The organism is Streptomyces sp. NRRL F-6676, from assembly GCF_000725625.1.
In the GTDB taxonomy this organism is placed as follows: domain Bacteria; phylum Actinomycetota; class Actinomycetes; order Streptomycetales; family Streptomycetaceae; genus Streptomyces.
This window is the reverse complement of record NZ_JOHS01000010.1, coordinates 82,858-106,701: the sequence shown is the minus strand read 5'-3', so window position 1 is coordinate 106,701 and position 23,844 is coordinate 82,858. Positions and strand designations below refer to the sequence as shown.

18 protein-coding genes are annotated in these 23,844 nt (G+C 73.3%); 7 read left to right on the top strand and 11 right to left on the bottom strand.

Translation table 11 applies throughout. From position 1 onward, the window contains the following. Positions 1–119 precede the first annotated feature (119 nt). The 5 genes from IO29_RS09430 to IO29_RS09410 all read right to left on the bottom strand — a co-directional run bounded on the left by IO29_RS09430 (position 120) and on the right by IO29_RS09410 (position 7,291). Positions 120–1,175 carry a LacI family DNA-binding transcriptional regulator gene (locus IO29_RS09430; RefSeq protein ID WP_030379840.1) on the bottom strand — a complete coding sequence of 352 codons (1,056 nt, stop codon included), beginning with the start codon at positions 1,173–1,175 and terminating at the stop codon, positions 120–122. Positions 1,176–1,371: 196 nt separating this feature from the next. Continuing rightward, on the bottom strand, positions 1,372–2,829 hold the full coding sequence (locus IO29_RS09425) for a GH1 family beta-glucosidase (RefSeq protein ID WP_030379839.1): 1,458 nt from the start codon (positions 2,827–2,829) through the stop codon (positions 1,372–1,374). Positions 2,830–3,053: 224 nt separating this feature from the next. Continuing rightward, entirely contained in the window at positions 3,054–3,977 is a 924-nt protein-coding gene (locus tag IO29_RS09420) for a carbohydrate ABC transporter permease (RefSeq protein ID WP_030379838.1), read from the bottom strand. A gap of 14 nt (positions 3,978–3,991) precedes the next feature. Further along, positions 3,992–4,981 (bottom strand): carbohydrate ABC transporter permease, encoded by a 990-nt coding sequence (locus IO29_RS09415; protein WP_030379837.1) that lies wholly within the window; start codon positions 4,979–4,981, stop codon positions 3,992–3,994. 993 nt (positions 4,982–5,974) lie between these two features. Continuing rightward, positions 5,975–7,291: an ABC transporter substrate-binding protein gene (locus IO29_RS09410; protein WP_030379836.1), complete on the bottom strand. Its 1,317-nt coding sequence runs from the start codon at positions 7,289–7,291 to the stop codon at positions 5,975–5,977. Between the two features lie 495 nt (positions 7,292–7,786). Between IO29_RS09410 and IO29_RS09405 the strand changes: the two genes are divergently transcribed. Continuing rightward, entirely contained in the window at positions 7,787–8,830 is a 1,044-nt protein-coding gene (locus IO29_RS09405) for a LacI family DNA-binding transcriptional regulator (RefSeq protein ID WP_030379835.1), read from the top strand. 661 nt (positions 8,831–9,491) lie between these two features. After that, positions 9,492–10,910 (top strand): GH1 family beta-glucosidase, encoded by a 1,419-nt coding sequence (locus tag IO29_RS09400; protein WP_030379834.1) that lies wholly within the window; start codon positions 9,492–9,494, stop codon positions 10,908–10,910. Positions 10,911–11,223: 313 nt separating this feature from the next. Here IO29_RS09400 and IO29_RS09395 read toward each other — a convergent pair whose 3' ends face one another. The 3 genes from IO29_RS09395 to IO29_RS09385 form a co-directional block, all read right to left on the bottom strand. Continuing rightward, positions 11,224–12,696, bottom strand: coding sequence for a glycoside hydrolase family 18 protein (locus tag IO29_RS09395; RefSeq protein WP_030379833.1), 1,473 nt, complete (start codon positions 12,694–12,696; stop codon positions 11,224–11,226). Positions 12,697–12,973: 277 nt separating this feature from the next. Further along, positions 12,974–14,407, bottom strand: a complete 1,434-nt coding sequence (locus IO29_RS09390) for a sensor histidine kinase (RefSeq protein WP_030379832.1) — start codon at positions 14,405–14,407, stop codon at positions 12,974–12,976. Beyond that, positions 14,404–15,108 carry a response regulator transcription factor gene (locus IO29_RS09385; protein ID WP_030379831.1) on the bottom strand — a complete coding sequence of 235 codons (705 nt, stop codon included), beginning with the start codon at positions 15,106–15,108 and terminating at the stop codon, positions 14,404–14,406. Before IO29_RS09385 ends, IO29_RS09390 begins: the two co-directional genes overlap by 4 nt. Positions 15,109–15,238: 130 nt before the next feature. On the opposite strand from IO29_RS09385, the gene IO29_RS09380 reads away from it, so the two are divergent. Continuing rightward, positions 15,239–15,787, top strand: a complete 549-nt coding sequence (locus tag IO29_RS09380) for a hypothetical protein (RefSeq protein ID WP_030379830.1) — start codon at positions 15,239–15,241, stop codon at positions 15,785–15,787. Between the two features lie 18 nt (positions 15,788–15,805). Here IO29_RS09380 and IO29_RS09375 read toward each other — a convergent pair whose 3' ends face one another. Together IO29_RS09375 and IO29_RS09370 are read right to left on the bottom strand one after the other, a co-directional pair. Next, positions 15,806–16,747, bottom strand: coding sequence for a spermidine synthase (locus IO29_RS09375; RefSeq protein ID WP_030379829.1), 942 nt, complete (start codon positions 16,745–16,747; stop codon positions 15,806–15,808). 72 nt (positions 16,748–16,819) lie between these two features. Then, on the bottom strand, positions 16,820–17,296 hold the full coding sequence (locus IO29_RS09370; protein ID WP_420707471.1) for a hypothetical protein: 477 nt from the start codon (positions 17,294–17,296) through the stop codon (positions 16,820–16,822). A 237-nt stretch (positions 17,297–17,533) separates the two neighbouring features. Between IO29_RS09370 and IO29_RS09360 the strand changes: the two genes are divergently transcribed. Continuing rightward, positions 17,534–18,967 carry an NsdA family TPR-like regulatory protein gene (locus IO29_RS09360; RefSeq protein WP_030379827.1) on the top strand — a complete coding sequence of 478 codons (1,434 nt, stop codon included), beginning with the start codon at positions 17,534–17,536 and terminating at the stop codon, positions 18,965–18,967. A 34-nt stretch (positions 18,968–19,001) separates the two neighbouring features. Here the strand turns inward: IO29_RS09360 and IO29_RS09355 are convergent, their stop codons facing one another. Then, on the bottom strand, positions 19,002–19,598 hold the full coding sequence (locus IO29_RS09355; RefSeq protein ID WP_030379826.1) for a histidine phosphatase family protein: 597 nt from the start codon (positions 19,596–19,598) through the stop codon (positions 19,002–19,004). Positions 19,599–19,860: 262 nt separating this feature from the next. Between IO29_RS09355 and IO29_RS09350 the strand changes: the two genes are divergently transcribed. From IO29_RS09350 to IO29_RS09340, 3 genes are all read left to right on the top strand, one after another. Then, the gene (locus IO29_RS09350) at positions 19,861–20,874 is read left to right on the top strand and encodes a phosphatase PAP2 family protein (RefSeq protein WP_030379825.1); all 1,014 of its coding nucleotides are present in this window, start codon (positions 19,861–19,863) and stop codon (positions 20,872–20,874) included. Continuing rightward, a complete protein-coding gene (locus tag IO29_RS09345) occupies positions 20,825–21,991 on the top strand; it encodes a hypothetical protein (RefSeq protein ID WP_030379824.1) in 1,167 nt (388 codons plus the stop codon). The genes IO29_RS09350 and IO29_RS09345 overlap by 50 nt, the downstream gene beginning before the upstream one ends. Positions 21,992–22,229: 238 nt before the next feature. Then, positions 22,230–23,843: a hypothetical protein gene (locus IO29_RS09340; RefSeq protein ID WP_030379823.1), complete on the top strand. Its 1,614-nt coding sequence runs from the start codon at positions 22,230–22,232 to the stop codon at positions 23,841–23,843. Position 23,844: the final 1 nt, after the last annotated feature.

Here is a 23,844-nt window from a genome sequence, read left to right as displayed (position 1 = left end):
GGTCCGACCGCTGTGTTGTCGGGACGAGTCAACGCGAGAGCACCGGTGCGGCACATCACCGCTCGGTGGACACTTGCCGGTAGCTCGCTCGGGGGACACCGGGCACCGCCGGTGGCCGCCTAGGACGACGCCCGGACCACCAGTTCCGTCGGCAGGACCTCGTGGCGGCGTTCGGCGGGGGTCGTGGGCGGGGGGCGGTGTTCGGCGATCTCGTGGAGGAGGAGGTCGATCATCGCGCGGCCCATCTCCTCGATCGGCTGGCGGACGCTGGTCAGCGGGGGGTCCATGTGGCGGGCGATCGCGGAGTCGTCGTAGCCGACCAGGGCGACGTCCTCGGGTATGCGGCGGCCCGCCTCGCGCAGTGCCTGGCGGGCGCCGGCGGCCATGACGTCGGAGCCGGCGAAGACCGCGTCGAGACGGGGGTTGCGTTCGAGGAGCCGCGTCATCGCGCGGCGGCCGCCCTCCTCGGTGAAGTCGCCCGGTTCCACGAGGTGCTCGTGGGCCGGGATGCCCGCGTCCTCCAATGCCTCCCGGTAGCCGTCCAGGCGCCGCTGGGCGCCGTACACGGCGAGCAGGCCGGTGATGTGGGCGATCGTACGACGCTCGCCCGCCAGGAGGTGTTCGACGGCCGAGCGGGCGCCGGCGTAGTTGTCCGAGTCGACCGAGGCCAGCGTCTCCGCCACCGAGCGCGGGCCGCTGATCACGGCCGGGATCTCCAGCTGCGAGACCAGATCGGGCAGCGGGTCGTCGGCGTGCACGGAGACCAGCAGCACCCCGTCCACCCGGTGGGCGGCCAGGTACTGGGCGAGCCGGCGGCGCTCGCGGTCGCCGCCCGCGAAGATGAGCAGCAACTGCATCTCTGTGTCGGCCAGTTCGGCGCCCACGCCGCGCAGCATGTCGGAGAAGTACGGTTCGGCGAAGAACCGGGTCTCGGGCTCGGGGACGACCAGCGCGATGGCGTCGGTGCGGTTGGCGGCCAGGGCGCGCGCGGCGGTGTTGGGTACGAAGCCCAGCTCGGCGACGGCCGCTTCCACGGCCGCGCGGGTGGCGGCGCTGACCCGGGGCGAGCCGTTGATCACCCGGGAGACCGTGCCGCGGCCGACGCCGGCCCGGGCGGCGACCTCCTCCAGGGTGGGCCGTCGACCGCCCCGGCTCCGCCCACCGTTGACCGCCATAGTCGACGCCTCCTGTTCTGTCGCCATCAGGCCAGGAATGTAACAGCCTGGGGCGGCGCCTCGTACGGGCCCGTCGTCACCCGTCACGGCTCATCGTCCCTTGTCGGACCGGATACGTCCCCCTCCGGACGGCGGAAAAAGCCGGGAGGGGGCGCGGCCGGTGTCCGGCCGCGCCCCCTCCCTCGGGTGGCGGGTGTCAGCCCTCGGCGCCGGGCAGCGCGTTGTCGCGGATCACGCCCGCGTACCAGTGGGCGCTGTCCTTGGGGATGCGGCGCTGGGTCGAGTAGTCGACGTAGACGGCGCCGAACCGCTTGGAGTAGCCGTAGGACCACTCGAAGTTGTCCAGCAGGGACCACAGGAAGTAGCCCCGTACGTCGGCCCCGTCGGCGACGGCCCGGCGGACGGCGTCCAGGTGGGCGTGGAGGTAGGCGATCCGCTGCGGGTCGTTGACCTTGCCCTCGGGCGAGACGTAGTCGTCGAAGGCGGCGCCGTTCTCGGTGACCATCAGCGGCAGCGACGGGTGGGACTTGGCCAGGCCGGTCAGCAGGGTGTGCAGACCGTCGGCGTCGATGGCCCAGTTCATCGCGGTGACGTTGTCGTTGGCGAGGTGGAAGGCGATGTGGTCGGAGCCGGTCCACGGGGAGTGCTCGCTGGCGCCGTGTCCGTCGTTCTTGGTGGTGCCGGCGCCGTCGACGGGGTGCGAGACCACGGTCGGCGAGTAGTAGTTGACGCCGAGGACGTCGATCGGGCGGGAGATCTCCGCGAGGTCGCCGTCCCGCACCAGCTCGCTCCAGTCCACCAGGTGCGAGGTGTCGGCGATCAGGTCCTCGGGGTAGGCGCCGTCCAGGATCGGGCCGGTGAAGACGCGGTTGCCGACGGCGTCGATGCGGCGGGCGGCGTCGGCGTCCTCGGGGCTGTCGGTGAGCGGGCGGACCTGGTGCAGGTTGAGGGTGATCGAGGTCTGCGCGGTCGCCGGCAGGTTGTCGCGCAGTACGCCGACCGCCTTGCCGTGGGCGAGGTTGAGGTGGTGGGCGGCGCGCAGGGTGGCGGCCGGGTCGGTGCGGCCGGGAGCGTGCACGCCGGAGCCGTAGCCGAGGAAGGCCGAGCACCAGGGCTCGTTGAGGGTGGTCCACACGCCGACGCGGTCGCCGAGGGCGCGGGCCATGATCTCGGCGTAGTCGGCGAAGCGGTAGGCGGTGTCGCGCTGCGGCCAGCCGCCCGCGTCCTCCAGCTCCTGGGGCAGGTCCCAGTGGTAGAGGGTGGCGACGGGGGTGATGCCCGCCTCGAGGAGCTCGTCGGTGAGGCGGCGGTAGAAGTCCAGGCCGCGCTCGACGGCCGGGCCGCGGCCGGTGGGCTGGACCCGGGACCAGGAGACGGAGAAGCGGTACGCCTTCAGGCCGAGGTCCTTCATCAGCGCCACGTCGTCGCGGTACCGGTGGTAGTGGTCGGCGGCGATGTCACCGGTGTCGCCGTTGCGCACCTTGCCGGGGGTGTGGCTGAAGGTGTCCCAGATGGAAGGGGTGCGACCGTCCTCGGCGGCGGCGCCCTCCACCTGGTAGGCGGCGGTGGCGGCACCCCAGACGAAACCGGTCGGGAAGGAGAGAGAGGTGGCGGCGGCCGGCCGGGCAGTGGTCTCGGGTCGTACGGCGGTCATCGTGAGAACGCTCCCAAAGTCGCGTGAGGAGAGCCGGACGGTGGTCCGGCGGTGGGGGGGGAAGGCGGAGGGGGCGGGGGCAGGCGGCGTTGCCCCCGCCCCGTACGGCCCGTGTGCGGGACGGGCCGTACGGCCGGGACGTACCGTGCGGGGCCGGCCGTCCGGCAGGTGCCGGACGGTGGGCGGGCCGGACGGGTGTGCCGGACGGTGGGTCGCGCCGGGCGTCAGCCCTTGACCGCGCCCGACATGATGCCTCCGACGATCTGCTTGCCGAAGACCACGAACACCAGCAGCAGCGGCAGCGTGCTGATCAGCGCGCCCGCCATGACGATGCTCTGGTCGGGCGTGTACGAGGCGCTGAGCAGGCCGAGCGCCACCTGGATGGTGGGGTTCTCCTGGTTCAGCGCGAGGAACGGCCAGAAGAAGTCGTTCCACGCCTGCACGAAGGTCAGCATGCCGAGCACCATCATCGCGGGCCGGGCCACGGGCAGAACGATGTTCCAGACGATGCGGATGTTGCTCGCCCCGTCCACCTTGGCCGCCTCGATGAGCTCGTACGGCAGCGCCTCGACGAGGTACTGGCGCATGAAGAACACGCCGAACGCGCCGACCAGGGTCGGGAAGATCACCGACTCCAGCTGCCCGTTCCAGCCGATGTCCGACATCATCATGAACAGCGGCACGACGCTGAGCTGCGGCGGGATGGTCAGGGTGGCGATGACCGCGGTCATCAGCACGTTCCGGCCGCGGAAGCGCATCTTGGCGAAGGCGTAGCCGGCCAGGGTGCAGAAGAACAGCGTGGCGGCGGTGATGCAGCCGGCCACGATCGCCGTGTTGACGATGGCCTTGCCGAGGTTGGCCTGCTCCCAGGCCGCTTGCAGATTGTCGAACAGCTTGCCGCCCGGAATGAACGGCGGCGGTGTGTCGAGGACCCGCTGCTGGTCGTGCGAGGCGGCCACCAGCGTCCAGTACAGCGGGAAGACGGAGCCCAGGCCGACGATGATCAGGAAGACGTAGGTGAGCGGGCCGCCCTTGAGCTGCTGGCCGGCCCCGATCTTGAACCGGTTGCGGCCCTTGCCTGAGGTGGCGTGCGGCGCGGCCGGGGCGGGCCCCGGCGCGGCGGCCCTGGTGGGACTTGTCGTGGTCATCGATGTCACTCCCGTCAGACCGCGCTCTTGCGCACGAACCGGCTGATGATCCAGTTGATCAGGGCGATGAGCAGCAGCAGGACGAGCATGGCCCAGGCCACGGCCGCCGCCGGGCCCAGGTGCCCGAGCTTCCAGCCGTAGTTGTAGAGGTAGATGCTCAGCGTCTCGTACTGGTGGTCACTGCCGCCGACGGAGCCGAGGGTGCCGCCCTGCAACAGCAGCGGCTCACCGAACAACTGCATGGAGCCGATCGTCGAGATGACGATGGTGAACAGGATCGTCGGCCGCAGCGAGGGGATGGTCACCTTGCGGAACTGCTGCCAGCGCGAGGCGCCGTCGATCGAGGCGGCCTCGTAGAGGTCGGTCGGTACCGCCTGCATGGCCGCCAGGTAGATGAGGGCGTTGTAGCCGGTCCAGCGCCAGATGATGATGACCGAGATGGCGATCTTGGACGTCCAGTGCCCGTCTCCCCAGTTGGTGTCGCTCGGGGCACCGAAGAAGTGCAGCACCCAGTTGAGCATGCCGCCGTCGGCCCGGAAGACCAGGGCGAAGACGAGGGCGGCGGTCGCCACGGAGGTGGCGTACGGGGTGAGGATGAGCGTCCGCCAGAAGGTGCTGGCGCGCAGCTTGTAGTTGAGCAGGTGGGCGAGGCCCAGCGCGACGAGCAGCTGCGGGACGGTCGAGATGACGCCGATGACGAACGTGTTGGAGACGGCCGTCCAGAACTCCGAGTCCTGGAGGATCTTGGAGAAGTTGTCGAAGCCGACCCACTCGGACTGGTTGAGGCCCGTCATCTCCACACGGTGCAGGGCTATCCAGCCGGTGTAGATGAGGGGGTAGAGGCCGAAGGCGCCGAAGATCAGGAAGAAGGGCGCGATGTAGGCGTACGGGGACGCCTTGTCGTCGAAGCGCCACAGGCGGGAGCGCCACGCGCTGCGTTGCTTCGACGCACCGGAGCCGCCGGGCGGCGGGCTGTAGGCCTTTGTGGGGGTTGTCGTTGCCACGGAGGGAGTCCTTCCCTGGGAGGTTGCGGCCGGGTAGGGGGCGGGAGGCGCGTGCACGGACGACCGTCCCGCCGCTCCCTGCGCTGTTCGGTACGGTATCGGGCCGCCCGCGCAGCGGCCTGCCCCTGACTTCCGCCGACGGGACCGGATCCGGCGGACGGAACCGGATCCGCCCCGCGCCGGCCAGGGCTCGGGGTAACGGGTCGACGGACGATCGGGGTGCGGGGTCGGTGGGTGGACGGAGTCGGGGTCGGGGGCGAGGTCGAAGGGTGACGAATCCGGGGCGGACACCGGTGCCGGGGCCGGCCCCGGCCGGCCACCCGTGGGCGAACCACAACCGGTCCGCCACGAGGAGGCCGCCACTGGGGCGGCACCTCGACCGGCTCGCCGCCCACGGCGGCGAATCGGCGGACAACGTTGCCGGGTCTTCCCGTCGTACCGGCACCGTTCCCCCGTGCCGGTCCGGTACGACGAGCCCGCGCCGGTACGGGACGACGAGCCGGCGCCCGGTGCGGGAGGGGGCGCCGGCCCGGTGCGGAAACCCGCCCGGGACCGGCACGTCACCCCGTCCCCGTACCACTGCGGTACGGGGACCCGCACCGCCCGCGTGCGGGGATGCGCACCGCCCGGGTAAGGGGGACTCGTACCGCTCGGGTACATCACCCCGTACCGCTCGGGTACTTCACCCCGTACCGCTCAGGTACGTCATCCCTACCGCTCGGGCACGGGGCCCCGCACCGCCCGGGTACGGAAATCCGCACCGCCCGGTGCGACCGCCGCGCCGCCCCGGCGGCCGGGGCCCCGTACCCCCGGCACGAGCCCCCTGCCGCTCAGGCAGGGGCTCCCGTGCCGCCCGGGTACGGACGGCCCCCGTCACCGGGGCGCACACCCGGCCGGCGGGTGAGCGCCGGCCCGGTGGTGCGGATGCCGTCGGCGGCCGAAGCCGCCGGTGCGGCGCGGGCAGCCCCTGGGGGCCACCCGCACCGCCGTGGTTCAGCCGATCGCCTTGTCGATGGTGTCGACCGCGTCGCTCCACGCCTTGTCCGGCTTGGTGCCACGCTGCGCCATGTTGTTGATCTGGCGGGAGATCGTGTCCTTGATCACGCCGTCCTTCGGGCCGAGCACCGCCGCGGGGATGGCCTTGGCCTCCTCGGCGTAGATCTCACCGATCGGGGCGTTGTTGAAGTACGGGAGCTTCGCGTTCTTCACGTCGTCGAGGTCGTAGGACTTCGTGTTCGACGGGAAGACACCGATGGTCTTGAACACCTTGGCCTGCTGCTCGGGCGCCGTCAGCCACTTGACCAGCTCCTGCGCCTCCTTCACGTGCTTGCCGGCCTTCGGCACCGCGAGGAAGGAACCGCCCCAGTTGGCGGCGGTGTCGCCGGGCGCGCGGGCGATGTCCCACTTGCCCTTGTAGTCGTCACCGGAGTTGACGGAGATCTGCGCGGCCATCCACGCGGGGCACGCGATCGTGGCGATCGAGCCCTTGCGCAGCGCGGCCACCCACGGGTCGTCGAACTGGGCCAGGCCCTGGGTCAGCTTCTTGTTCGTGGCCTCGACCGCGAGGTTCCAGCCGTCCTTGACCGAAGCGCTGTCCTTGTAGATCGCCTTGCCGTCGGAGCTGTAGTACTGCTCCGGCGAGGAGGAGACGACCGCGTTGTACATCGCGCTCGCGGAGTCCATGAAGTACGTCTTGTCGGGAGCGTTCTTCTGGTACTTCTCACCGAGCTTGATGTAGTCCTCCCAGCCGCCGGCGACGGCCTTCGTGACGTCCTTGCGGTCGGTCGGCAGACCCGCCTTCTCGAACAGGTCACGGCGGTAGCAGAGCGACATCGGGCCGATGTCGGTGCCGGCCCCGATCACCTGGCCACTGTCGGTGGTGACCTGCTTTTCCTTCCAGTCCACCCAGTCACCGACGTTGATGACCTTGCTCAGGTCGACGAACTTGTCCGCCTGAGTGGTGGTGACCTCCTTGGTGCGGCCCACCTCGAGACCGACGACGTCCCCCAGACCACTGCTCGAGTTCAGCTGCTGAAGCAGCTTCGGGTAGTAGTCCTCCTCCTTCGCCGTGGTCTCTTCCTTGACCGTGATGTTCGGGTGCAGCTTGTGGTACTCGTCGAACAGCTTGGCTTCCTTGTAGCCGAACTGCCCGAAGTCCGCCAGCTTGAGGGTGATGTTCCCGTTGGAGTCCGAGCTGTCCGAGTCGTCGCTGCTGCAGCCGGTCAGCAACAGCGCGGAGGCCGTCAGGACCGTCGTGGTCACGGCCGCTGCTCTGCGGCCTCGACCGCCGCCGGTACGGGTGATGCGCATTCCACTACTCCTTGTTCCAGTGGGGAACGGGACCTCAGGAATCGGACTGCCGGGGAACCGGCAGACCGGACCTGCCCTCTCGGTTCGAGCAGCGGCCAGTTCACAACACTGGGCGTGCGGTGAAAAGATGCTGGTCAACAGTGGGTGTTGCGAGGTAGAGGGAAGGGCCTTCGGTGTTCTGGTCCACACGGGAGTAACCCCCCGAGGACCCGTGGGACCGCTCCCACGCGGCATGCCGGAAGACTGGTTCCTGCCGGGCCCAGTGTCAAGACTTGAAAACGGCGTCGTTGCGCAAGCGTGTTGTAGGCGTCACGTTTATGTGTCGTCACAGCACGTGTAACCAGCGCGACATACGGCCGACACACGCCGGATTCCCGCAGGTCACCGGCGCCTTGGGGGTCCCACCCCGGGGCCCCGGACGGTCCGCGGAGCCGGTTCGGGAAATTTCTGGGTCAGAATGAGGCCCGCCCACCACTGATCGCCGAGAGGTGAACGATGAGCCCTGCCGAACAGCCGGCGAAGAGCGCGGACGTCCGGCGCCCCACCCTGAACGCCGTGGCCGCCCTCGCCGGCGTCGGGCGCGGCACCGTCTCCCGGGTGATCAACGGCTCCCCCAAGGTGAGCGACCGCTCCCGGGCCGCGGTGGAGCGGGCCATCGACGAACTCGGCTACATCCCGAACCGCGCCGCCCGCTCCCTGGTCACCCAGCGCACGGACTCCGTGGCACTGGTCGTCCCCGAGGCGGAGAACCGGCTCTTCTCCGAGCCGTACTTCTCCGGGATCATCCGCGGGGTCTCCGCCGGACTGGCCGGCGCGGGCATGCAGTTGCTGCTGGTGCTGGTGCGCGACGAGAAGGAGTACGCGCGGCTCGCCACGTATCTGTCCGCCCAGCGGGTGGACGGCGTGCTGATGATGGCCGTGCACAGCGACGACACGCTGCCCGACCGGCTCGAAGAGCTGTCCGTGCCGACGGTCCTGGCGGGCCGGCGCGGCGACGGCGAGCCGCTGGGGCACGTCCGCGCGGACAACGGGGGCGGGGCGCGCAGCGCGGTCGAGCACCTGCTGGCGGGCGGCCGCCGGACCATCGGCACGATCACCGGGCCGCTGGACATGGACGTGGCGCAGTCCCGGCTCGAGGGGTACCGGGGGGCGCTCGAGCGGGCGGGACTCACGGTCGACGAGGGCCTCATCGTCCAGGGCGACTTCACGGAGGACGGCGGCCGCTGGGCGATGCGGGAGCTGCTGCGGCAGCGGCCGGAGGTGGACGCGGTGTTCGCCGCGTCGGACGTGACGGCGTCGGGGGCGGTGCTGGAGCTGCGGGCGTCGGGGCGGCGGGTGCCGGACGACGTCGCGGTGATCGGCTTCGACGACTCCATCGTGGCGCGGCACATCGACCCGCCGCTGACGAGTGTGCGGCAGCCGCTGGAGGAGATGGGGCGGACGATGGCGGACCTGCTGCTCGACGAGATCGCGCAGCGGGGGTCGGGGCACCGGGCGGTCGTCCTGCCGACGGAACTGGTGGTACGGGAGTCGGCGTGAGGGGGTTCCCCTCACCGACTTAGGCGTAGGTGCGCCTTCGGCGGGGGGATGTGTGCGCCTTTGGCGAGGGGCGTACGCCTCCTGCGGGGGGGGCGTGCTTCTGGCGGGGGATGCGTGTGCCTCCGGCGGGGGATGCGCGCGCCTTTGGCGGGGGGCCTACGCCTCCGGCGGGGGGAGTAACGGGGCCGCGGGGAAGGCTTTGGTGGGCGGAGGCGCCTACTGGGGTGGGGGTTCTGTGCTTCGGCGGGTGCGAGGTGCGTCGTGGTCGCCCGCGCAGTTCCCCGCGCCCCTGGTGGGGCGCGGCCCTGCGCCTGCGGCTGCCGCCGCGCGGGCGCGAGCAACCGCGCCCCTTGGGGGCGCGGGGAACTGCGCGAGAAGGCCCCACCCACCCGCGCTCCCCACCCGAGCTCTCCGGGGTCCAAGGGGCGGAGCCCCTTGAAGGGACGGGAAGGGTAGGGGCGGCGGGGGCGAGAAAACCCCGGGCACCCACCGGGGCGGGGGGTACTTCTTCGTCGGCGCGTGCCGGTGCGTGGGGGGCTCGCGCCCCTTGCGGGACGCCCCCGACGGGGGCGCAAAAACCGTATCCGCGTGCGAGGGGGTTTCCTCGTGGGAGCGCTCCCATGCATAATGGGCCGCGCAGCCAACCCGTGGGAGCGATTCCATGACCGAGCCGATGTCCGTGTCCTTCCCTCCCGCCTTCGTCTGGGGAGCGGCCACTTCCGCGTACCAGATCGAGGGAGCGGTGGCGGAGGACGGCCGTACGCCGTCCATCTGGGACACCTTCAGCCACACCCCGGGGAAGACGGCCGGCGGCGACCACGGCGACACCGCCGTCGACCACTACCACCGCTACCGCGACGACGTCGCGCTGATGGCGGAGCTCGGCCTGTCGTCGTACCGCTTCTCCGTCTCCTGGTCCCGCGTGCAGCCCACCGGCCGCGGCCCCGCGGTCCAGCGCGGCCTGGACTTCTACCGCCGCCTGGTCGACGAACTGCTCTCCCACGGCATCAAGCCGGCCCTCACGCTCTACCACTGGGACCTCCCCCAGGAGCTGGAGGACGCGGGCGGCTGGCCCGAGCGGGACACCGCCTACCGGTTCGCCGAGTACGCGGCGCTCCTCGGACAGGCGCTCGGCGACCGCGTCGAGCAGTGGATCACCCTGAACGAACCCTGGTGCAGCGCCTTCCTCGGCTACTGCTCCGGCGTGCACGCCCCGGGGCGCACCGAGCCGGAGGCGTCGCTGCGCGCCGCGCACCACCTCAACCTGGCGCACGGCCTGGCCACGACCGCCCTGCGGGCCACGATGCCGGCCCGCAACACCGTCGCCGTCAGCCTCAACTCCCAGGTGATACGCCCGCTGTCGCAGGACCCGGCGGACCTGGACGCGGCGCAGCGGATCGACGACCTGGCCAACGGCGTCTTCCACGGCCCGATGCTGCACGGGGCGTACCCGGAGACGCTGATCAAGGCGACCCGGGCGGTCACCGACTGGGGGTTCGTCCAGCAGGGCGACCTGATCCTCGCCCACCAGCCGCTGGACGCGCTCGGCCTGAACTACTACACGCCGGCCCTGGTGAGCGCGGCGGAGAACGCGCCGTCCGGTCCGCGCGCGGACGGGCACGGCGCGAGCGAGCACGCCCCCTGGCCGGGCGCCGACGACGTGGCCTTCCACCAGACCCCGGGCGACCGGACGGCGATGGGCTGGACGGTCGACCCGACCGGGCTGCACGACCTGGTCATGCGCTACGCCCGCGAGGCACCCGGACTGCCGCTGTACATCACCGAGAACGGTGCCGCGTACGACGACGTCCCGGACGCCGAGGGCAGGGTGCACGACCCGGAGCGCATCGCCTACCTGCACGGCCACCTCTCGGCGGTGCGCCGCGCGATCGACGAGGGCGCCCCCGTGCGGGGCTACTACCTGTGGTCCCTGATGGACAACTTCGAGTGGGCGTACGGCTACGAGAAGCGCTTCGGCGCGGTGTACGTGGACTACGGCACCCTGGCCCGCACCCCGAAGTCGAGCGCCCACTGGTACGGCCAGGCCGCCCGCACCGGCGCACTCCCGCCCCACCCCTAGACCACCGTGCCCGCGCCACAACCCGCCCCGCCCGGCGCGGGCACGGTCACAGCGCCCCGCAGGGGGCGCCCCGTAAGGGGCGCGGGGCTGTGTTTTCTGCGCGGCTCCGCCGCGGGGGCGCGCGCAAGGCCCCGGCCCGGCCGGCGTAAGCGGACGCCGGCCGGGCCGGTCACGGGGGACGGGGCGCGGTCCCGGTGGGGGGTTTCGTGGGGAAGCGGACCGCGCCCCGCGCTGAACGGGAGCTGCCCGGCGGAGGGCGCCGGGCAGCTCCTCTCCCTAGGGAGAATCCCCGTACGTCACGGCCGGCCGCCCCCTACTTGTAGGCCCCGAAGGCCTTGGAGAAGTCGAACGCCCCCTGGGTGATCGAGCTGCACGTCGCGTCCGCCGTGTTCTTCGCCCCACCCGCGCACTGCTTGTCCCGTGTCGCCGACCACATCGACAGCCACCCCAGCCCCTTCGACTTCGCGAAGTCCACCAGCTGCGTGGCGTCGTCGACCTTGAACACCTCCGTCGACACGTCGTTGACGCCGATCATCGGCGTGACCGCGACCGCCTTCCAGGCCGCGCTGTCCGACAGCCCGAGCACGCTCTTGATCTGGGCCTGCGTGGCCGTGGCCGCCTGGGTCGCGTAACCGCCCATGTCCCCGTTGTACGAGGCCCCGTAGTCCATCGCCATGATGTTGACGGCGGAGATCTTCACGCCGTTGGACTTGGCGTTGGACAGCAGGTTGACGCCGTCCTGGGTCAGCCCCTCCGGCATGACGGGCAGGGTGAAGGAGACGTCGAGCCCGGAGTGCGACTGCTGGAGCTTGGCGATGGCCTGGGCACGCCGGGTGTTGGCCGCGGTGTTGGGCAGCGCACCGCCCTCGATGTCGAAGTCGACCTTGGTCAGCTTGTACGTGTCCACGACCTTGCCGTACGCCGCCGCCAGCGCGTCCGCGGAGGAGCAGGTCGTGCCGAGCTCGGAGCCGGACGCGCCGCCGAAGGAGACGCGGACGTCGCCGCCCTTGTCCCGCAGCTTGCCTATCTGCGCGGCGACGGCGTCGCTGCCCAGGTCGCTGACGCCGCCCCACTTGGGGGTGCAGCCGCCGCCGTCGGTGACGAAGGCGAGGTTGTAGTCCTTCACCCCGGTGGCGTCGGCCGCGGCGAGCAGGTCGAAGGCGGGGTAGAGGGAGGTGTCGACGTACGGGGCGAAGCCGGCGCCGCCCGCGCTGCCGTTGCCGGTGTCCGGGGTCGACGGGCTGGAGCTCGGCTTCGGGTAGGAGCTCTGCGACGGCGTGGCGCTCTTGGTGGGCTCCGCGGTCGGCTCGGAGGTGGCCGTCTGAGAGGGGCGCCCGCTCGGCTCGGGGGTGGCGCCGCCGTCGGCGGAGCAGCTCGCGCCGTCGATGCGGCAGCCGGTGGGGTCGCCCTTGCCGTTGACGACGAAGCCGACGGTGACGGACTCGTTCGCCGCGAGTCCGTCCTTGTCCCAGGACGGGGCCGTCACGGTGACGTGCTGCCCGCTCACCTTCGACGTGGCGTTCCACAGCGAGCTGATCCGCGCGCCGGAGGGCAGGTCGAACTCCAGCGTCCAGTCGGACTCCTTGGAGCCGCTCTCGTTGGTGACGACGTACTGGGCGGTGTAGCCGGTCTCCCACGTGCTGGACTTGGTGTAGACGGCACCGACGCCGGCCGCGTGCGCGGTACCGGTGAGCGCGAAGGCGCCGCCGCCCGCCACGGCCGCGGCGACGACGCCGCCGATCACCTTGTTCCTGCCGCTGACCTTGCGCCGGTGCGTACTGCTCATCAGGTGCCTGCTTTCGACTGCTCACGGAAGTGGGGGTGCGGCAGAAAGCTAGCGGCCAGGATTCGGGCGGATCGCCCGAATCCGGGCGGGGGGCGGGGATCTTAGGGTGCGCTTAAGGAAGGGATCGGAGGGGGTTAAAGGTAGAGACCAATGCCTACAGCTCGGTGGGCGCGGTTGTTCGGCGGGTACGGGCGTGCGGAGGGCCGGCCGCGCCCACGCGGCGAAGCCACACATCGAATCAGCCCCGCGCCCCCCGGGGGCGCCGCCCTGCGTGCCGTTACCTCGCCACCGCGACCCGCTTGCGCTTGCGCTCCCGTCCCCGATGGCCGCGGCGGCTGCCCGTTGTCGTGCCGCGGCCGTCGAGCTGTATCCAGATGCGGACCTCCGTGCCGCCGAGTACCGACGAGCCGATGCGGACGTCGCCGCCCGTCGACTCGGCCAGGCGGCGCACGATGTCGAGGCCCAGCCCCGTCGAGCCGTCGTTGCCCGAACCGCGGCCGCGGGCCATCGCGGCGTCGGGGTCCGCGATGCCGGGGCCGGCGTCGGAGACCAGCACGATCACCGCGTCCTCCGCGTTGTGCACGTCGACCGCGAAGGCGGTGCCCTCCGGGGTGTGCCGGAAGACGTTGCCGAGCAGGGCGTCGAGCGCGGCGGCCAGGTCGGCGCGGGCCACGGGTATGCGTACCGGCCGGTCGATGCCGGCCGTGCGCACCTTGCGTCCCTCGTCCTCGGCGAGCGCGGACCAGAACTCCATGCGCTCGCGCACCACTTCCGCCGCGTCGCACCCCGCCCCGGGGCCGGGCGCGGCCGTCTGCGGCTTGGCCTCGCGGGCCGTGCGGATGATGGTGTCGACCTCGCGTTCGAGCTGGGCGACGGCGGCCCTGGTCTGGTCGGCGGCGGGCCCCTCGCCGAGCGAGGCCGCGTTGAGCCGCAGCACCGTCAATGGGGTGCGCAGCCGGTGCGACAGGTCGGCGGCCAGTTCCCGTTCGTTGGCGAGCAGTTGGACGACCTGGTCGGCCATGGAGTTGAACGCGACCGCCGCGAGCCGCAGTTCGGTCGGCCCCTCCTCGGGCACCCGGGCGCCCAGCTTCCCCTCCCCCAGTTCGTGCGCGCCCTCGACCAGGCGCTGCGCGGGCTGCACCATGCGCACACCGAGCCGGTCGGCCACGGCGACCGAGCCGACGACGAGCGCGGCGCCGACGGCGGCGAGCACCGCCCAGGCCGTGCCGACGCCGTTGCTGACCTCGGCCTCGGGCACGTACACCTCGACCACGGCGATGGCCCCGGAGCCGATCGCGACGGGTTGCAGCAGGGTGAAGCCGCCCGCCACCTCGCTGGTGGAGGCCCGGCCCAGCTTCCGGGTGGCCTCGATGTCGTTGTCGGCGGCGCGCTGCCGGCCGAGGTCGAGGGCCTTCGCGGCGCCCTCGCCCTCACCGCTGACGGCGGCACCGGTGTCGTCGGTCGGTGAGGCCGCCGGTATGTGCACCGCGATGCCCTGGTCGTCGGAGCCGGCCGAGGCGACGACGCGCTCCAGCTGGTCCCGCTGGGTGGTGATGGACAGCGCGGGCGCCACCGCCGCCGCCTCCCGCTCGGCGTTGGAGAAGGCGCGGTCGCGTGCCATCTCCTTGATGACCAGGCCGAGCGGTACCGCGAAGGCGACCACGACCATGGTGGTCACCGCCACGCAGACCTTGACCAGTGCCCACCTCATGACAGCGGCTCCGCTCTCGGCGGCTCCAGCTTCACGCCCACGCCGCGCAGCGTGTGCAGATAGCGGGGCCTGGCCGCCGTCTCCCCCAGCTTCCGGCGCAGCCAGGAGAGGTGGACGTCGATGGTCTGGTCGTCGCCGTAGGACTGCTGCCACACCTCGGCGAGCAGTTCCTTGCGGGGGACGACCACGCCGGGGCGGCCGGCGAGGAAGGCGAGCAGGTCGAACTCGCGCCGGGTCAGGTCCAGTCGTATGCCGTCGAGTTCGGCCTGGCGGCGCAGCGGGTCGATGGCGAGCCCGCCGACCCGGATCACCGTGGACACCGGCGCCTCGCCCGCGCCCGACCGGGCCCGGCGCAGCACGGCGGCCATCCGGGCGGAGAGGTGCTCGACGGAGAACGGCTTGGTCAGATAGTCGTCGGCGCCCGCGTTGAGCAGCCGGACGACCTCCGTCTCGTCGTCCCGGGCGGTGGCCACGATCACCGGTACGTCGGTGATGCCGCGCAGCATCTTCAGCGCCTCGGAGCCGTCCAGATCGGGCAGTCCGAGGTCGAGTATCACGACGTCGAACGAGAAGTGGGCGACCTCGCGCAGCGCGGCGAGCGCGGTGCCGACACTGCGCACGGTGTGCGCGGCATCGGTCAGATGCCGGATGAGCGCGGAGCGTACGAACTGGTCGTCCTCGACCACGAGCACACTTGCCATGCGCCGCACCGTACGCCATGCGTGCGAGGCCGTCCGGGGCCTGTGGACAACTCCACGACGCACAACGGACATTCGAGACTGTGTGCGACTGGTGAGACACCCGTGGGGCGGGTGAGGCAGTATGACAGCGATGTTCAGAGGACTCGTTCACGTTCTGGCGTGGTCGCTCGCCACCGGCGCGGCGGTCACGCTGTCGTGGTGGGGTGTCCACACGGTCATGGCGGGGACCGCCTACGATCCGCCGCGCGCCCTGCCGATCACGGCGGCCGGTGCGACGCAGGAGGCCCGGGCGCTGGCCAGCGCCACCAGCCGCGCGCCGAAACCGGCGAAGAGCCCGTCGCCGACCCACGAGCCGAAGTCGCCCGCACCGTCCGGTACTTCGGCCCCCTCCACCGCCCCGTCCTCCTCGCACGCGCCCGCGCGTGCGCCGAAGAGTTCGCCGCCGCCGGACGCGTCCGGGCAGGTCAAGGGCTACGACACCGACGGCGGCCGGGTCGTGTTCGACATCGGCGAGACCTCGGCGACGCTGGTGTCGGCGACGCCGGGGGCCGGCTGGTCGATGCAGGTGTGGAAGACGGAGTCGTGGATCCGCGTGGAGTTCACCTCGGGCGCGGACAAGGTCTCGGTCTTCTGCACCTGGCACGACGGGCCGCCGCACGTGGACATCGGCACCTACTGACCCTCCCCCCGGGACCCTTCAATCGAACACCGAGGGCGGCGGGGCCGGTGACGCCACCGCGTCCGCGTCGGTCACCGGGCGCGCGCCGCCGGTGAAGTCGGCCAGCGCCCTGCCGTGTTCGACCCGCGCGGAGTGCGGGTCGGAGGCGGCGCGGCGGGTGAGTTCGGCGACGGGCAGGGGCGCGGCGGAGGCGACGAGGATCGCGTTGCCGAAGCGCCGGCCGCGCAGCACGGCCGGTTCGGCGACCAGCGCGAGTTCCGGGAAGACGGCGGCGGCCGTGGCGATCTGGCCGCGCAGATGGGCCAGCGGCGGACCGTCCGTCAGATTGGCCGCGTACAGTCCGCCGGCGCGCACCACCCGGCGCACGTCGGTGAGGAACTCCGTCGAGGTGAGGTGGGCCGGTGTCCGCGCCCCGTCGAACACATCGGCGAGGACGACGTCGGCCCAGTCGTCCGGCAGTTTGCCGAGCCCCTCGCGGGCGTCGAGGGTGCGGACGCGGATCCGCGCCCGGGGGTCCAGCGGCAGCGCCTCGCGCACGAGCCGCACCAGGGCGCCGTCGCGTTCGACGACCTGCTGGGTGGAGCGGGGGCGGGTGGCGGCGGTGTAGCGGGCGAGGGTGAAGGCGCCGCCGCCGAGATGGGCGACGTGCAGCGGCCGGCCGGGCGGGGCGGCGAGGTCGATCACATGTCCGAGGCGGCGCTGGTAGTCGAAGGTGAGGCGGGTGGGGTCGTCGAGGTCGACGTGCGACTGCGGGGCGCCGTCGAGGAACAGGCTCCAGGCGCGGGGGCGGTCACGGTCGGGCGTCAGCCGGGCGAGCCCGCCGTCGACGGTCTCCTCGACCTCGGCGCCCGCCCGCCGGCCGCCGTCCCGGACCCCGTCGCGTCCGCCGCGCCCGGGTTCCACGGCCTTCGCGGCCTTGTCGGCCCGCGGAGTTCTTGCCGCCTTCGCGCTCCTCGCCATCCGTCCATTATCGACGGGGCGCGCGCCGCCCCGACGCGGCGGGCCCTCACCCGCGGCGATCGTCCGCGCAGGTCACCGGCAGCTGTCCGCCGCCCGGAGCAGCCGGGCGGCCTCGCCGAGCGCGTCCCGCAGCACCGCCGGGTCCGTGGCGGGCTCGGTGCCGCCCGGCGGCAGCAGCCAGCCGCCGCCCTCGCCGGCCGGTTCGGGGGTGGCCAGGGCCGCTCCCCGGCCGTCCGTCTGCGTACAGGTGCTGCCCGGCACGTCCCAGGCGTCCGCCGTCCCGGGCGGTACCAGGAAGCCGAGGGTGTCGCAGTCGTCGTCGTGCAGGACGGGTCCGACGCGGTCGCCGGTGCCGCGGCGCAGGATGTCGACGGCCTCCAGCCCCTGCCGCGCGGGAACGGTCACCACGTCGGGACCGCACGGCGACGACAGCGGCCGGGCCGGCCGTGACCCCGACGTCAGCGAACCGGCCGGCGACGAACCGGACGACAGCGCACCGGACGACAGCGACCTACGGGGATCGATCCTCTTCATCCCGGCCTCCCACACGGCGTACCCCTCCTGACGGCTGAGCGGTCGGGAGTACGGGCGGCTCCCGGTCCACGGGGTTCAACGCGCGAGTCCGTCAACGGCTACGGCACAGACACCGCACAAAGGATGGCACTTCATGGCAGATCCGGGATGAGATATCCGGTTTGTAGCCAAACCTCGCATGACGGGATCCGGCGGACGGGTACGGTCCTGCTCCGTCGGACGGTTCGACGGAGTGCGAGAGAGGGCCCGGCCATGGCGTCGTCAGCGGTGACCTCGTCCCAGTCCCCCAGGCCACCGAGGCCGAACCTCGCCTTCCGGCGGCTGCGCGGGCAGCGCTCGCCGGGCGAGTTCGCGGCGGCGGTGCGGCGGGCCGCCCGGGAGATCGGCGAGCGGGTGGGCTGCGACGCCCGGTACATCGGACGGGTGGAGGCGGGGGAGATCCGCTGCCCCAACTACGCCTACGAACGGGTGTTCCTGCACATGTTCCCCGGCCGGACGCTGACCGATCTGGGGTTCGCCCCCCGCGCGTCCGTACGCGGCCGGCCCCCGCGCCCGGCCGACGAGACGCCACCGCCCCCTGAACCGGACATCAGTACACCCACGCACACGGCGTCGTACGGCACGCGCGCGTACGACGGCCCGCAGCGGCCGAACCACGAGGAGAGCGACGTGCGGCGTCGCGCATTCATGACAGGCGGCACCGCGACCGCGGCGGCCGTCTCCCTGGGGTCCTTCGGGCTCGTCCCCGAGGCCGCGGCCGCCGGACGCCCGGCCCGCCGGGCGGGGACCGCCGAGGCGGACCTCCTGGAGGAGGCCGTACGGCGGATCCGGCTGCTCGACGACCGGCACGGCGCCGACGGCCTCTACCGGCACGCGGCCGCCCCGCTGCGCACCGCGTACGCCCTGCTGGACGCCGGTACGGCACGCCGGTCGACGGCGGACCGGCTGTACGCGGGGGCGGGCGAACTGGCCCTCTCGGTGGGCTGGCTGGCACACGACTCGGGCCGCTTCGACGACGCGCGCTCGCACTACGCGGAGGCGCTGGCGACCGCCCGGATGGCCGGGGACCCGGCCCTGGAGGCGCACGCGTTCTGCAACACCTCGTTCCTGGCCCGGGACGCGGGCCGGCCCCGGGAGGCGGTACGGGCGGCGCAGGCGGGCCGGCGGGCGGCCCGGCCGCTGGGCTCGCACCGGCTGCTGTCGCTGCTGGCGCTACGCGAGGCGGGCGGCCGGGCGGGGCTCGGCGACCGTGCGGAGTGCGAGCGGGCGCTGGACCGGGCCAAGGCGCTGTTCACCCGGGGTCCGGCGGCGGCGGACCCGGAGTGGATGTCCTTCTACGGCGAGGCCGAGCTGGAGGGCCTGGAGGCGCAGTGCTGGTCGGCGCTGGGCGACTTCTCGCGGGCGGCCCGGCACGCGCGGCGGGCGGCGCGCCTCCAGGACCCGCACTTCACGCGCAACATCGTCCTCTACACGGCGGAACTGGCGGACGACCTGGCCCGGGACGGCCGCCCCGACGAGGCCGCCGCGGCGGGCCACCGCGCCCTGGACCTGCTGGACGAGGTCCGCTCCTCCCGCGTGCGCACCATGCTGTCCGCCACGACGGGACTGCTGCTGCCGCACCGCGGGACGGCGGAGGTCGCGGCGTTCCTCGACCGGTACGCCGACGTCCCGCGGCCGGCGCGCTGAGCCCTGGCGTACCGCACCCCTCGGGGCGGGACCGTCACACCGCCAGGTGCCCCACGTCGTTCCACGACTCGATCGCCGCCTCCCCGTACGCCCATCCCAGTACGGACAGCGACGCGGGGCTGAGCCGCACCCGGGCCCCGAACGACAGCGGCAGCCCCAGCCACCGCGCCCCGATCGCCCGCAGTATGTGCCCGTGGGCGAACAGCAGGACGTCCCGCTCCTGGCCGCGCACCCAGGAGACGACGTCGTCCGCGCGCGCGGACACCTGAGCCGCGGTCTCGCCCTCGGGGACGCCGTCGCGCCAGATCAGCCACCCCGGCCGCACCCCCTGGATCTCGTCCGGCGTCATGCCCTCGTAGGCCCCGTAGTGCCACTCCAGGAGCGCGTCCCAGGGCTCGGCACGCTCACCGAAGCCGGCCAGTTCGCACGTCTCCCGGGCGCGCAGCAGCGGGCTCGTGCGCACCACGGCCCCGGAGAGGCCGTCCAGCGGCGCCCGGTGCAGTCGTTCGCCCAGCAGTTTGGCGCCCTGCCGGCCCTCCTCCAGGAGCGGCACGTCCGTCCGGCCCGTGTGCTTCCCGAGCAGGGACCATTCCGTCTGTCCGTGCCGGGCCAGCAGGATGCGCGGTGCCATGAGGGACCTTTCGATGACAAGGATGCGTCCACGCGGGATCGACGCAGTATTCGATGACAAAAGAAGAGGCGGTTCCCTCCATCATCGCTCACCCTGTCGGAGGCACCCCGGGCGCCTCCTCGGGGAACCGGTCGGGCAACCCGGAAAGCGATCTCTGCGTCTTGGAGTGCCGGGGGGACCCACGGGGACGTGCGCAGGCACCGTAAGGTGGACCGTCATGCCACCGGGCACCCGTAGCGACGAGAAGGGGGAGGGCGATCGGATGCCGCAGACCGAGTCTCCGGGCATCGAGGCGGGTCCGCAGCCCGGGCCGGAGCGCGAGGCGCGCCCGCGGCCCCGGCCGCGCCAGGCGGAAGCCTCCGCGCCCCGTGCCCGCTGGTGGACGGAACTGCCCCTGATCATCGTGGTCTACGCCGCGTACTCGGCGGGCCGGCTCATCGTGCGCGGGGACGTGCCCGGCGCCGTCGACCACGGCCTGGCGATCCTGCGCATCGAGAAGTTCCTCCACATCAACGCCGAGCACCCGCTCAACCAGCTGTTCACGGACCACGCCTGGCTCGGCGTGCCGGCCGACTTCTGGTACGCGTCGCTGCACTACGTCATCACCCCCGCGATCCTCGTATGGATGTTCCGCGCGCACGCGGAGCAGTACCGCGTGGTCCGCACCTGGCTGATGACGTCCACGTTCCTCGGTCTGATCGGCTTCACGCTGCTGCCGACCTGCCCGCCCCGGCTGCTGCACCCCGCCCACGGGTTCGTGGACACGATGGCGCAGTACAGCTCGTACGGCTGGTGGGGCGGCGAGGCGAGCGCGCCGCGCGGCATGGGCGGCATGACGAACCAGTACGCGGCGATGCCGAGCCTGCACGTGGGGTGGGCGCTGTGGTGCGGAGTGATGCTGTGGCGCTACGGCCGCACGCGCACGCTGAAGGTGGCGGGCGTCGCCTATCCGCTGCTCACCACGATCGTGGTCATGGGCACCGCCAACCACTATCTGCTGGACGCGCTCGCCGGGGTCGCCGTGATGGGCGTCGGGCTGCTGCTGGCCGGGCCGGTGATGCGGGTCGCGGCGGTGCTGCGGACGGCGCTGGCGGCGCGGCTGGCGCCGGTCCTGGCGGCCGCGCGCGGTGGCGGTTCCCCGATTGTCAGTGGTGGATGCCAGACTTCGGCGGGTGAGCGAATTCCCCGACAGCGCGAAACCCGCCACGGGCCGGGAGCCGAACCGGGTGCCGCCCCCGCGGATGCCGGGGACGGCGCTCCAGCACCGGCTCGCTGAGCTGAGGGGCCCGGCCGGCCCGGTGGCGGGTGAGCCCCCGCCGCCGCCCAAGGCGCTCGACGCCCGGGCGCTCGCCGCGCTGGCCGCCAACCCGGGCTGCGACCGGCGCGCGCTGCTCGACGGCGCGGGGGTGGACAAGGCGGCGCTCGCGGACGCGCTGGGCGCGCCGTCGTCCTTCGGGCAGTCGCAGTTCGCCCTCACGCGGGGCAACGCGTTCGAGAAGCGGGTCAAGGCGGACGGCGGCGCGGAACTACTCCGGCTGGTGCACGAGCGGCTGGACCCGGGTGCCCCGCCGCCGGAGACCTCGTCCGTGCCCGACCTGACGGCGGTCGGCCCGGCCGGGCGCACGGCCCGTACGGCGCTGGCGCTGCGGGAGGCCGTCGAGGCGGGCGGCTGGACGCTGCTCGACCACCCCATGCTCGCGCTCGACGTGGCCGGCTCCCCCGCGTTCCTGGAACCGGACGCGGTGGTCGTCCATCCGGACGGGTCGTGGACGGTCGTGGAGATCAAGTCCTTCCCGATGCTGGACGGCTCGGCCGACGCGGCCAAGGTGGGGGCGGCGGCGCGGCAGTCCGCGGTGTACGTGCTGGCGCTCGAAGAGGTCGCGGCGCGGCTGGAGCCGGTGCCCGCGGTGCGCCACCGCATCCTGCTGGTCTGTCCGAAGGACTTCTCCAACCTGGCCACGGCTGCCGCGGTCGACGTCCGCAAGCAGCGGTCGGTCACGCGGCGGCAGCTCGCCCGGCTCACCCGCATCGAGGAGATCGCCGGGGCGCTGCCCGAGGGCACGTGCTTCGGCCTCGACCTGCCGCCGGAGCGGCTTTCCGCCGCCGTGGAGTCGGTTCCGGCGGCGTACGCGCCGGAGTGCCTGTCCACGTGCGAGCTGGCGTTCCACTGCCGGGAGCGCTCGCGCGCGGCGGGTGCGGTGACCGCGCTCGGCCGGGCGGCGCGGGCGGAGCTGGGCGGGCTCACGACGGTCGACGAGGTCCTCGCCGCGGCCCACGGCGAGGCGGGCGACCCCGCCGACCCCGCCGTCGCGGCGCTGCGCCGCGCGGCGGACCTGCGAGCGGAGGCGTTGCGCCAGGCGGCGGGCGCGGCGACGGGGGGCGCGGCATGCTGACGGCACTCCCCGACGCCCCCGGTGCGCCCCGGCGGCACCCGGCCCACCCCGGTGCGCCCCGACGACACCCGGCCCACCCCGGGGCCACGCGCCCAGGCCGTGCGGGGCTCCGCCCCCGGGGCGGCCCAGGGACTGCGCCCCCACCCCCGATAAGGCCCCGCCCCTTGAACCCCCGGGGAAGGCGGGCGTCCCGCCCCGCCCCCGGAGCCGGTCGGCTCGTACCCCGTCGAGGTGTCCCATGTCCCTGATCTCCACGCTCGCCCGGCTGGAGGCCGTGCGGGACGGGCGGGCGCAGGCGCTGGCCACCGTGCGGCATCGGCATGTGTCCGCTCGGCCGTTGGTGCTCGTGCCGTTGACGACCGCCGGTGAGGCGGGGGCCCCGCTCGGGGCGCTCGTCGGGACGGAGCGGGACGCGCCGCGGCTGCTCGTCGTGCCGCAGCCCCGCGACCGTGACCTGCGCTTCGCCTTCCTCGCCGAGCTGGCCGACGTCGTCCTGCCGTACATCGACGGCTTCGCGGACGCCGTGGAGCCCGCCGAGCGCACCGAGGCCGACCCGGAGACCGGCAAGCGGGTCAAGGTCGAGGTCGAGCTGTGCGCGGACGCGCCCCAGCTGATCGTCCCGAGCCGCGCGGGCGTCGACTTCGTACGGCTGCTCGGCCGCTCCATGCGGTTCCGCCGCACCGCCGAGCAGGACCCCGAGACCCCGCACCCCGCCCCGCCCCGCGTGCCACTGCTCGGCCGCTGGCTCACGCACTTCGCGGAGCGGGCCCGCGTCCCCGGCTCCTGCCTGCTGCCCGCCCTCACCGAGCTGCTGACCCGGCACTGGGCGACCGGCCAGAGCGACCTGGAGGACCAGCACCTGGGCGCGCTCCTCGCCTGGATCGACCCGCCGGACGGCACGACCGGCGCCGAGGCCGCCCTGCGCGCGGAGCTGGCCAGGGACGACGCCGGACAGCTTCTGCACCCGCCCGCCGGCCCCGCCACCGACCCTGCCTTCGACAACAGGCTGCTCGCCCCCGCCATCGAGCGCTACGACCGCGCCCGCACCCGGCTGGCCGCCGCCGAGGACGGCCTGGAGGCGGACGACCGGCTCGGCGAGCTGACCGCCGCCGAGCGCGAGATCCGCGCCCTGGTGGAGAGCCGGACGCGCCCCACCTGGGAGGCGGTGTGGCACGGCATCGACCTGCTGCGCGCCCTCCCGGAGGGCGCGCACGTCGCCGACCGCTGGACCCGGGACCGCTGGTCGTTCACCGGCCACCGCGACCGCGTCCTGGCCGGCGAGCCCCCGCAGCCGCGCCTGGACGACGCGGTCACCGCCGCGGGCAAGCTCGCCACGCGCGAGCGCGAGCAGGCCCGTCTGGAGGCGCAGGAGGCGCTGGACGATCCGCTGGTCATGGCCGGGCGGCGGCTGGCCGGGGAGGCGTTCGCCGGGGAGGTCGTCGAGGTGGTGATGGCGTACAGCGAGAGCAAGCGGCCGAGCCCCCGCCCGCTGGTGACCGTCCGCACGGACGACCGGCCGCACCTCGGGGAGCGCGCCAAGGTGTACCGCTCGCTGGGCGGCAAGCCGCAGAGCGCCGAGTTCGTGGGGCTCATGGAGGAGGGGGAGGAGGAGAGCGCTCTGGTGACCCTGCGCATCCTCGACAAGATGGGGCGCGGGCGGGAGCCCGAGGAGGGTTCCGTCCCCGAGAAGGGCGACCGGCTCTGCTTCACCCTGTTCGAACACGAGCAGCGCGGCGGCGCGAAGCTGCCGGACCCGGAGGACACGCCGTGGACGCACGGCGGCCCGCCCGGCGAGGCCGCGGCCACGACGGCGGAGCGGCCGGACGCGGTGACCGAGGAGGACGTCCTGTGAC